Annotated in this window: 11 protein-coding genes, 1 tRNA gene and 1 pseudogene; 6 read left to right on the forward strand and 7 right to left on the reverse strand. The window is 69.2% G+C overall.

The annotated features are described in order from the left end of the window. From ABEL04_RS05385 to ABEL04_RS05395, 3 genes and pseudogenes are all read left to right on the forward strand, one after another. Nucleotides 1-232: pseudogene (locus ABEL04_RS05385) on the forward strand (hypothetical protein); the annotation flags it as partial. 59 nt (nt 233-291) lie between these two features. Next, entirely contained in the window at nt 292-1,776 is a 1,485-nt protein-coding gene (locus tag ABEL04_RS05390; RefSeq protein WP_375801362.1) for a DUF5687 family protein, read from the forward strand. Nucleotides 1,777-1,822: 46 nt separating this feature from the next. Beyond that, nucleotides 1,823-2,251 (forward strand): CHY zinc finger protein, encoded by a 429-nt coding sequence (locus ABEL04_RS05395; RefSeq protein WP_375801363.1) that lies wholly within the window; start codon nt 1,823-1,825, stop codon nt 2,249-2,251. 11 nt (nt 2,252-2,262) lie between these two features. On the opposite strand, the gene ABEL04_RS05400 is transcribed toward ABEL04_RS05395, so the two are convergent. Continuing rightward, complete coding sequence (locus ABEL04_RS05400; RefSeq protein WP_375801364.1) at nt 2,263-3,819, reverse strand: glycine betaine ABC transporter substrate-binding protein; 1,557 nt, start codon at nt 3,817-3,819, stop codon at nt 2,263-2,265. Nucleotides 3,820-3,889: 70 nt separating this feature from the next. Then, nucleotides 3,890-4,639, reverse strand: a complete 750-nt coding sequence (locus ABEL04_RS05405; protein ID WP_375801365.1) for an ATP-binding cassette domain-containing protein — start codon at nt 4,637-4,639, stop codon at nt 3,890-3,892. Nucleotides 4,640-4,820: 181 nt separating this feature from the next. On the opposite strand from ABEL04_RS05405, the gene ABEL04_RS05410 reads away from it, so the two are divergent. Beyond that, a tRNA-Thr gene (locus ABEL04_RS05410) sits at nt 4,821-4,896 on the forward strand. Between the two features lie 86 nt (nt 4,897-4,982). Here ABEL04_RS05410 and ABEL04_RS05415 read toward each other — a convergent pair. Then, on the reverse strand, nt 4,983-5,216 hold the full coding sequence (locus ABEL04_RS05415) for a helix-turn-helix domain-containing protein (RefSeq protein WP_375801366.1): 234 nt from the start codon (nt 5,214-5,216) through the stop codon (nt 4,983-4,985). 32 nt (nt 5,217-5,248) lie between these two features. Further along, entirely contained in the window at nt 5,249-5,680 is a 432-nt protein-coding gene (locus ABEL04_RS05420) for an STAS/SEC14 domain-containing protein (RefSeq protein WP_375801367.1), read from the reverse strand. Between the two features lie 244 nt (nt 5,681-5,924). Here ABEL04_RS05420 and ABEL04_RS05425 point away from each other — a divergent pair, with 244 nt between their 5' ends. Continuing rightward, complete coding sequence (locus ABEL04_RS05425) at nt 5,925-6,401, forward strand: DinB family protein (RefSeq protein WP_375801368.1); 477 nt, start codon at nt 5,925-5,927, stop codon at nt 6,399-6,401. A gap of 71 nt (nt 6,402-6,472) precedes the next feature. Next, nucleotides 6,473-7,408, forward strand: a complete 936-nt coding sequence (locus ABEL04_RS05430) for an SMP-30/gluconolactonase/LRE family protein (protein WP_375801369.1) — start codon at nt 6,473-6,475, stop codon at nt 7,406-7,408. Nucleotides 7,409-7,444: 36 nt separating this feature from the next. Here the strand turns inward: ABEL04_RS05430 and ABEL04_RS05435 are convergent, their stop codons facing one another. The 3 genes from ABEL04_RS05435 to ABEL04_RS05445 form a co-directional block, all read right to left on the reverse strand. Next, the gene (locus ABEL04_RS05435; protein ID WP_375801370.1) at nt 7,445-8,335 is read right to left on the reverse strand and encodes a haloalkane dehalogenase; all 891 of its coding nucleotides are present in this window, start codon (nt 8,333-8,335) and stop codon (nt 7,445-7,447) included. A 71-nt stretch (nt 8,336-8,406) separates the two neighbouring features. Continuing rightward, nucleotides 8,407-8,802 (reverse strand): hypothetical protein, encoded by a 396-nt coding sequence (locus ABEL04_RS05440; RefSeq protein WP_375801371.1) that lies wholly within the window; start codon nt 8,800-8,802, stop codon nt 8,407-8,409. A gap of 165 nt (nt 8,803-8,967) precedes the next feature. Further along, the coding region (locus ABEL04_RS05445) for a high-potential iron-sulfur protein (protein ID WP_375801372.1) at nt 8,968-9,360 on the reverse strand (393 nt) is incomplete at its 5' end.

A 9,360-nucleotide genomic window follows, 5' to 3' on the forward strand; every position in this document is an offset into this window, starting at 1 on the left:
GATGAACACCGACGTCCACGGCCTGCGGTATCTGCCCCTGCTCGTCCTGCTCATCGCCATCAGCCTCGCCGCTCTGCTGCTGGACGCCTGGTGGGGAACGGCGGCCGTGGTGGCGGTGGCCAGCACGGGGGCGCTCCTGGGCGTCCTCTGGACGGTGCGGCCCTTCGCCCGTCGGTTGAACCGACACCGGCGTGAGATGCTGGAGGGCTTCCGCGAGAACGAGCCGATCTGAGACAAAACGGAAACCGAGAAGACGCTCATCGACGCGTTACGCTGCCGAACCGATTCGTCATGACGATCCTCGACGCGTTGCGCCACCAATGGATGCGCCAGTGGCGCTCAACGACTTTTGGCCGAAGCCTGATTGCGGGGCTGTTCCTCCTGCTGGCCGCCGTGTACTTCGGGGGGCTCTTCGTGACGGCGGGGTGGTTCTATCCGCAGGTTGTGGCGGAGGTGGCGCCGAAGCAGGAGCCGCTCCGGCTACTGAACGAGGTTCTGCTGTACGGCGCGATCGGTCTCGTTCCGATGCGCTTCTTCCTGCAACGGTCGGCGGGAAGCGACGTGCGACCGTATCTGCATCTCCCCCTTCGGCGCCCGCAGGTCGTCCGCATCATGCAGGTGCTCTCGTCCCTGAGTCTGCTGAACCTGCTGCCGGTCGTCGTCCTGGCTGCCCTCTGGGGGAGCACGGTGCGTCCTGCAACCTCGGCGATGGGGGCGGCATGCTGGGCCGTGGGGGCGCTCCTACTGGTGGCGACGACGCAGTTTCTGAACAGCCTTCTGCGGGCCGTTTGGGACCAACGCGCCGGGCTCGTGCTCGGCGCGGCCGGCCTTCTCGCGGTCGTCGTGGCGGCCGGCTACTGGACGGGAGGCGGAATGCTTCGGGCCCTGTCGGCGTGGCTCTTCGGCGGGCTCGCAGCGACGCACATCGCTCCTCTTCTCGTCCTGCTCGGAACTGCGAGTGGAATGGCCTGGGCCGCCCATCGGGCGCTCCGCGGCCGGCTCGACAGCGTGCTGGAGGACGCGGGGCGGACGCGCGGGCAACCCGGCGCACTGCTCCGGGGACGAGGCCGCGGGTGGGGACGGGTGGCGTCGCTAGCGCTGCTAGACCTGAAGCTCATTCTGCGCAACAAGCGGCCCCGCCAGATGCTGCTCCTGGGAGTGTTCCTGATCGCGGTGTTTTCTTTGGGAGTCGTGGAGGACGACATGGAGGTCTTCAACGAGGTCGTGTTCGGATTCCTCCTGAGCGGATACCTCGGCCTTATGTACGGGCAGTTCGGATACGCGTGGCACGGAAGACACTTCGATCAATTTGTCCTGTCTCCCGTCTCCTCCTCTACGCTCATCCGCGCTCAGTTTCTCACGGTTGCGGGGCTGTGCACGGTCCCGCTTTTGATCGTGGGCCCCATCGTTGCCGTGTTGGCCCCGTCGCTACTTGAGACCCTGACGGCCCTGCTGGTGTACAACCTGGGCGTGACCGCCCCCGCGCTGATCCTGATGGCGATGTGGCGCCGAGAAGCGATTGAACTCGACCAGACCGCATTTTTCAACTACCAAGGGACCTCGTCGGGGTCGTTTCTTTACGGCGCCCTCGGAGCCCTGGTCGTGATGGGGCTTCCCCTCGCGCTCGCGGTAGGCGTGGGCCTGGGGCCGACGCTCCTCGTCGTCGCGGGGCTCGGGGCCCTCGGCCTCGGCACGGCTCCGTTTTGGACGCGGGGCCTCGGTCGACTGCTTCACAGGCAGCGCCACGCCCTAGCGGCGGGCTTTCGGGACGAGTAGACGGGCATCGGTCCAATCGGCTTCATCACCGCTCCCCTACACACCAATGACCGCCGACGAGCCACCGTCCGATCGACAAGCGTCCGGCGAAAAACCGCGTGCCCGGCGAGGTTCGCGCCGCACCGCCTGCGCGCCGGCCACCGACGAGCGGTTCGGCGTGCCCCTCCGCGGCGTGGGGGTGGGGCCGGAGACACGCTGCGCCCACTACCCCGGCCCGACGGACGTCATCGCCCTCCGCTTCGCGTGCTGCGACGTGTTCTATCCGTGCCACGCGTGCCACCGGGACTGTGCCGACCACGAGGCCGAGCGGTGGCCGCCCGACCAGTTCGACACGTCGGCCGTCCTGTGTGGTCAATGCAGGACGGTGCTGACGATCGAGGAGTACCTGAAGGCGGAGCACACGTGCCCGGCGTGCGGGACGGCGTTCAATCCAGGGTGCAAGCGGCACCACGACCGCTACTTCTGCGTCGACTGAGGCGCAAAGCGTCACGACTGCATCGACCGCGGCAGGAGCAGGCGTTCGAGGCCCTCCAGCAGCCCGAGCGCAATGATCGTGAGCACCGCCGCCGGGACCGTGCCCTCCAGGATGAGGCCCAGGTTGGCCCGGCGAATGCCGGTGAGGATGGGCTGGCCGTAGCCGCCGGCCCCGATGAGGGCGCCGAGCGTGGCCGCGCCGATGTTGATGATGGCGGCAATCTTGATGCCCGCGAGGATGGAGCGGGCGGCAAGGGGAAGCTCGACCCGCCACAACTGTGCCCCTGCGGAGAGGCCGAGGGCCCCGGCCGACTCCAGGAGGGCGGTCGAAATGTCCTTCAGGCCGGTGTACGTGGTCCACACGATCGGCAGGAGGCTGTAGAGGGTGAGGGCCGTCACGGCCGGCACGCGCCCCAGGCCGAGGGGGGGAACCATCATGGCCAGCAGGGCGAGCGCCGGGATCGTGTAGATGATTCCCACCACCGCCAGGATGCCGGGCCCGAGCACGCGGCGCCTGGCGGCCACGATGCCTAGCGGGATGCCCAGGAGGAGGGCAAGCCCGAGGGAGAGACCTACGAGGATAAGGTGATCGGCCGTGTACCGGCGGAGCCGCTCCCAGCGCGTGTCGGGGTTGGCGGTTACGCCTATCCCAAACGTCCGCGACACGTAGCGGGCCGCCACCCGTGCCGCATCCACCTGCTCGACCTTCGACTGCGCGTTGAGGGCCTGCATCGTGTCGGCTGGAATCTGACCCTCCAGCCGCCGTAGGGCCGACACGGCGGCGGGGGCGCGCGTCCGAAGGTCGCGCCGGTAGAGAAACACGGCCCGGTAGGCGGGAAAGTGACCTCTTGTGTCCTCCAGAACGCGGAGGTCGTAGCGCTGGATGGCGGCGTCGGTCGAGTAGAGATCGATTACGTCGAGCTGGCCGCTGGCCAGGCCCCGGTAGGCGATGTCGTGGTCCACGCCGCGGGCGGACTGGGGGAGATCGTAGGCCGCCTTCAGCGAGGGCCAGCCGTCCGCCCGGTCCATAAACTCGTTCGAAAAGCCGAAGGCAAGGGAGGGGTGCTCCCGCAGGTCCCCAATCGTCTGGATGCCGAGCGACTCGGCCTGGGCGGCGCGCATGCCGAGCGCGTAGGTGTTGTTGAAGCCGAGCGGCTGGGTCATGGCTACGCCGTAGCGGGCCAGCGTGTCGGCCAGCGCGTCGCGGTCGACGTTCGAGCCGGCAAGGAGTTCCTGCAGCAGCGTGCCGGTGTACTCGGGGTACGCGTCGATGTCGCCCCGGAGGAGGGCCTCCCACAGGAAGCGCGACCCCCCGAGCTGCTCCCGGTGCACGACCCTCAGGCCCTTCGCCCGCATCAGGTGCGTGCCCATCCAGCCCAGGATCACGTTCTCCGTAAACGTCTTGGAGCCGACCGTCAGCGCGGAGTCGGGCGCCTGCCCGCGTGCCGGGCCCGAAAGAAGAAAGAGGGCCGCGAGCAGAAATGCGCAGGCACCCGGAAGGCCGGCGCCCGGAAGCGAGGCTGCCCGCGGGCCTCCACGCGGGGCACTCCGGCCTGGGCCTGTGCGCATCCGCGTATGCATGTCGCTTCGATGCCGAGCTACTGAGGAGGAGGAAGGAGACGCCATCGGTGCAGGGACGCTAGGAGCCGGGGGCGAGGTGTTCGAGCGGAGCGCGCTGGGCCTGGATAAAGTCCGTTACGAAGGGGGAGGCGGGATCGTCGAGGAGGCCCGCCATGGACCCCGTTTGCTCGATCTGGCCCTGGCGAAGGAGGGCCACGCGGTCGCCGAAGAAGGCGGCCTCCCCGATGTTGTGGGTCACGAAGACGACGGTCTTGCCGAGGCGCCGGAAGATGTCGCGCAGGTCGTCCTGCAGGTCGGTGCGGATCATCGGGTCGAGGGCCCCGAGCGGCTCGTCGAGCAGCAGCACGTCGGGGTCGAGCATGAGGGCGCGCATCAGGCTCACGCGCTGGCGCTGCCCGCCCGACAGTTCACTCGGGTACTGCGAGAGGCGGTCCGGATCGAGCTGGACGAGTTGCGTGAGCTCCTCAATCCGGGCGTCGATCCGATCCTCCGACCAGCCGAGGTGGCGGGCCAGGAGGGCGGCGTTGTCCCGGCCCGTGAGGTGCGGGAAGAGGCCGCCCTCCTGAATGACGTAGCCCATGCGGTGGCGTAGCGACTGGACGTTCGTCCGGGCGAGCCGCTGGCCGTCCACCGCCACCGTGCCGGCGTCCGGCTCGGCGAGCCCGATCATGAGCCGGAGCAGCGTCGACTTTCCACTGCCGGACGGCCCGATGAGGACGGTGGTCTCGCCGGCCCGGGCGGTCAGGCTAATCTCCTGCACGGCGTAGGTCTCGCCGTAGCGCTTCGTGACGGCGTCGAGACGGATCATCGAGGGGCGTGGGTCATCAGGGAGGCGTGGGCCATCGAACGATGTCGGGCAGCGGAAGGACGCGGAGGCGAGGGGCGGCCGTTAATCGGCAGTGAAAGTGTCCGAGCCCAGGATCTTCGGTCAGGGCCAATCGTGAGTATCCTTCTGGAACCCGGCAGAGACAACTTGTGATTTCCCGCCAGCCAACGTAGCTCAGCTGGTAGAGCAGTCCCCTCGTAAGGGACAGGTCACCGGTTCGAGTCCGGTCGTTGGCTCCAGCGACCTCCACCACTGTGCCGAGCGCGCGATGGGTCCTGCCCGACCGGTAGGGCCTTTTGTCGTTTCGGGCCGCTTCGCGCTGGGGTCAGGTCGCCTCGTGCTGCCGGACCCACCGGTCGCCCGACCGCGTGCACTGCACGTGGGCCCCTCGCTCAGAGACGTGCACGAGGTCGTCGCGGGCGAGGCGCCGCACGGCCTCCTGGACCGTTCGGGGGCCCGTGCCCACCGCCCGGGCCAGGTCGTAGAGGTCGGCCCCCTCCTTCGCGTGGACGGCGCGGAGCACTCGCGACTCGGTATCCGAAAGGTCGGCGGACGGCATCGGTCGGGGACGCGAGACGGTCAGAGAAGGAACTACTCGTCGTCCTGGTCCTGCGCGCCGGCCTGCGGATCGGCTACGCTGCCCGGCCCCACCCCCGGCACTTCCATGTCGCCCCGAATCCACTCCAGGGCCTCCTCCCGATCCGCCTCCGCGTAGGTCCGAATCTCGGACATCGGGAAGAGGACCCCGACCTTCTCGAGCCACGTGTCCCACAGATCGTCCCCCACGACTGCCACCTTGTCCAGGTCGCTCAGGTGGCGGACGTCGAATGACAGCTCTTCCCAGCGCTCCTCGGGGTCCCAGTCGTCTACGTCATCCATCACAAGCAGGGCGCGTGCGGTGGTGTGCTGCTCGAGCGCCCCCCGGATGGTGGAGACGAAAGCGTCGTAGTCGTCCTCGGTCAGGGTACCGCTGAATTCAACGCCGAAAACGTTCGTGTCGGGAAGGTCAAGGGTCTCGTGCATAGGCGGTAGAAGGAGGGGAATGAGTGTTCGGATCCAGCGCCGGGCTGCCCGGTGCAGGCAAAAACAACGTAGCACAGGGGCGTACGGCGAGGCGGGCCGACTGTTCGAGCCCGGGCCTCTCCGCCTCGGCGCGCCCTTCTCGACGCGCTCCTAGGGGCGGCAGGAATCGAGTTGACAGGAACGCGGCTGGACGATCATTTTAAAGCCGCTCCCTTCTGTTCTCCGTTCCTCAATCCGTTCAGGCATGCCTCCTCCAGCACGGGACCTCGGTGACTTCGCGTCGCTCTTCCGGCATGCCCGGTGGGCCAACAGCCGGGTCCTAAGCGCGATGCAGGACGCCGACGCGGAGCCTGGGCGGGCGGTCGAGCTGCTCAGCCACCTGCTCCGGGTTCAGGACATGTGGCGCGGACGCGTGGAGGGCACCGGCCACGCCGATCTGTCCCTCTGGGTAGACGAGGACCTGGCGGCGTGCGCCGAACGGGCCGGGGCGAGCGCGAGGCGCTGGGAGGCGCTCCTCGAGCGGTGCTCGCCGGAGGACCTCGACCGGGCCGTCGCGTACGTGAACTCGGAGGGCACGCCGTTTGAGACGCCCCTCCGGGACATTCTCACCCACGTCGTCAACCACAGCACCCATCACCGCGCCCAAATTGCGCTCGTGCTCCGCGAGGCCGGCGTCGCGCCGCCGTCCACGGGCTACATTTTCTACGTCCGGGAGGCGTGACGGTGCTCCCGGGGACGGAAGGGGCCCAGGCACCGTTCGACCGACCCTGAGCAAACAGCTCCCGTAGTGCCATGCGTTCTCCGTGCAGCTTCGTTCTCCTCGCCACCGCGCTGCTTCTTCCCCTGTCCGGGCAGGCCCAGAAGGTCCCGCAGGACGGGCACATGATCGACCGGCTGATGCACCCTGAGAGTGTCGCCCGTGGGAACGGCGGTGCCTTCTACGCCGCCAACATCGGCAAAAAACTAGCCCCCTCGGCAAAGGATGGAGACGGCTTCATCGCACGCCTGGCGGCGGACGGGACGGTTGAGACCCTGCGCTACCTCCCGTCTGCGTCGGGCGAGGCGGCGCTCCACGCCCCGAAGGGCACCGTCGTGCTCGACGGGCGGCTCTACACGGCCGACATCGACCGGGTGGTGGGGTTTGACCTCGACACGCGCACGAAGATTGCCGGCATAAGCCTCGAAGAGAAGGGCGTGTCGTTCCTCAACGACGTGGCCGTGCTGGACGCCCAGACCCTCCTGGTGTCGGCGTCCGACCAGGGCCGAATTTACCGCGTCGACCTGAGTGACGGCTCGGCGACGGCCCTTGAGGCGGAGGTGCCGGGCGTGAACGGGCTGACGTACGCGGCCGACCGGCGCGCGCTGTATGCCGTCACGTTCGGCGGGGCCCAGGGCGGGACGCTGTGGACCCTCACGCTCGGCACCGGCGGAACGGTGCAGGAGACCTCCTCCCGCACCCTCGTGGAGAAGGGACGCTTCGACGGGGTGGCCCTGCGTCCGGACGGGACGCTGCTCATCTCGGACTGGGGCCCGGAGGGCGCCGATAATCCCACGCCGGCCCTCCATCGGGTCGAGGCGACCGGCACGGGCGCGGTCACGACCATCGAGCTTCCGGACTGGAAAGGGCCGGCCGACTTCGTCTGCAGCGCAACGCGGGGCTGCTGGGTTCCGGACCTGCCGGCGGGCATGGTGCGCGTCGTCCGTCCGGGCGAGCGGACCGAGCCGTGAGGGCGCGCCCGCGGCCCGTGCCGGCAGATTGCCGGATTACGCCGTACGGGCCATGAAGTCGAGCACGTGGCGGGCAATCTCGGGGCCCCGCTCCTCCTGAAGGAAGTGGCCGGCGCCGCCGATCGTGACGTCGGGCTGCTCGCGGGCCGTCGGGAGCAGATCGAGAAAAAACTCGCGGGCCCCGCCGAGGATCGGGTCGTCGGGGGCGAAGAGGACGAAGGCCGGCTTCGACCACTCCGCCAGACACCGCCGCGTCTCCCGCATGGCATCGGCCACGGGGCCGCCCGGCTCCATTGGCACCAGGAGCGGCCATGCCACGGCCCCGGCCTTCGAGGCGGCCGTGGGAAACGGGGCGTCGTAGGCGGCCGCCTCGGCACCTGAGAGGCGGTCCGGGGCGGCCAGCCCCCGCCGGACGACCTGGCTGATGGGAAGGTCCGGCGTGTTCTCGACGAACCGGCGCCACGCCCGGAAGGCGGGGCTCTTCTCCTCCGCCCCCGTCGGAAGAAAGGTATTCAGGACGACGAGCCGCGCAATGCGCTCCGGCCGGCGCGCCGCGTAGGCGAGCCCCAAAAGCCCGCCCCAGTCCTGCACGACCAGGGTAACCTCCGAAAGCCCGAGCGCCTCGATGAGCGTGGCCAGGGCCTCGTAGTGGACGGAGAACGAGTAGGCATCGACCGCCGTCAACTTGTCCGAGCGGCCGAAGCCGATGAAGTCCGGCACCACGACCCGGTGCACCTCGGCCAGCGGCGGAATCATGTGGCGGTAGAGGTATGCCCAGGTGGGCTCGCCGTGGAGGCACAGGACGGGGGCGCCCGTGCCCTCATCGACGTAGTGCATCCGGAGGTCGTCCCGGACGGAGACGTAGCGCGGGGCGTACGGAAACGCCGGAAGGCCCTCGAACCGATCCGCCGGGGTGCGGTACGCCATCGGGGGCGGCGCGGGCGTGCGAGCAGAGACGAGAAGGGGGGGGTGGCGGGCATGCTCGCGTCCCCAGAGGATCACTCGCGCGCCAGAGCGCGGAGCCCTGAGGGGGGCTCCCGGTCCTCGACGAACGCCCGCCCTTCCGCTTCTCCCTGCTCGCGGAGGGCCGCAAGCTCCGGGTCGCTGGTCACGTCCCCCTCGAGGATGATGCCTGTGGCAACGTCGGCCAGCCGCTGCCCGAGGTCCCCCTCGCGGGGCAGGCCCTGGCGGCACCCCCGCTCCAGGGTGCGAATGGTATGGTTGCCGACAGGCACGTCCATAGCGCGGCTCGCCCCCGCCACGAAGCCGACGACGTACGCCGCGGGGCGGGCCTTCAGCAGGGCCGGCACGTAGTCGCCGGGCAGGTCGCCGACCTGCAGGCGAAGCCCGTCGGCGACCGTCTCAATAACGTCGTCGGAGCGATCGCTGGACATGGGAGGGAAGCAATTGGTCGGAAGACAGGCCGGGTGGCCCTACGGCTCGGCGGCCCGCTCCGTTCGCTGCGCCGCTCCGGGCGAGCGTCCGAGGGACCACGCGTCGGGGACCGATAGGCGAGGGCGGCCCTGCCCGAAAAGCACGTCGGCGGGCCCAAAACCAGGTCAGGCGGCGGGTGCCCAGGAGTTGCAATACCCCTTCGCGTTGACGGGGCCCGGGAACAGGGTGCATCCGCCACAGCCCTCGCCGTACTTGGCCTTCTGGTAAAGCTGGCAGTTCGCACAGTTCTTTTTCTCCTTCGGGGACTTCTTCACGTACTGGAGAGACTTTACCATTTGCTTGCGGGTCTTCTTCTCCTGATCGGAGAGCCCGGACAGGTCCGAGCAGCTCCCTGCCGAGGCCGTACTGCTCGCCGATCCGGAGCCGGACGAGTCGCCGCTCCCGCCTCCGCACGCGGCGAGGAGCGAACCGCTGGCGCCCGCGACCCCTACGATCCCGAGCGAATGAAGAAAGCGACGTCGCGACACGCGTTTGTGGTCGTCGGATTCCATCTGGTC

The sequence above is a fragment of the Salinibacter sp. genome (genome assembly GCF_042218895.1).
GTDB lineage: Bacteria > Bacteroidota > Rhodothermia > Rhodothermales > Salinibacteraceae > Salinibacter.

Excerpts from the sequence above, each read along its gene's own strand:
- ABEL04_RS05390 (WP_375801362.1), top strand. The coding sequence starts at position 292 with ATGACGATCCTCGACGCGTTGCGCCACCAATGGATGCGCCAGTGGCGC.
- ABEL04_RS05395 (WP_375801363.1), top strand. The coding sequence starts at position 1,823 with ATGACCGCCGACGAGCCACCGTCCGATCGACAAGCGTCCGGCGAAAAA.
- ABEL04_RS05400 (WP_375801364.1), bottom strand. The coding sequence starts at position 3,819 with ATGCGCACAGGCCCAGGCCGGAGTGCCCCGCGTGGAGGCCCGCGGGCA.
- ABEL04_RS05405 (WP_375801365.1), bottom strand. The coding sequence starts at position 4,639 with ATGATCCGTCTCGACGCCGTCACGAAGCGCTACGGCGAGACCTACGCC.
- ABEL04_RS05415 (WP_375801366.1), bottom strand. The coding sequence starts at position 5,216 with ATGCCGTCCGCCGACCTTTCGGATACCGAGTCGCGAGTGCTCCGCGCC.
- ABEL04_RS05420 (WP_375801367.1), bottom strand. The coding sequence starts at position 5,680 with ATGCACGAGACCCTTGACCTTCCCGACACGAACGTTTTCGGCGTTGAA.
- ABEL04_RS05425 (WP_375801368.1), top strand. The coding sequence starts at position 5,925 with ATGCCTCCTCCAGCACGGGACCTCGGTGACTTCGCGTCGCTCTTCCGG.
- ABEL04_RS05430 (WP_375801369.1), top strand. The coding sequence starts at position 6,473 with ATGCGTTCTCCGTGCAGCTTCGTTCTCCTCGCCACCGCGCTGCTTCTT.
- ABEL04_RS05435 (WP_375801370.1), bottom strand. The coding sequence starts at position 8,335 with ATGGCGTACCGCACCCCGGCGGATCGGTTCGAGGGCCTTCCGGCGTTT.
- ABEL04_RS05440 (WP_375801371.1), bottom strand. The coding sequence starts at position 8,802 with ATGTCCAGCGATCGCTCCGACGACGTTATTGAGACGGTCGCCGACGGG.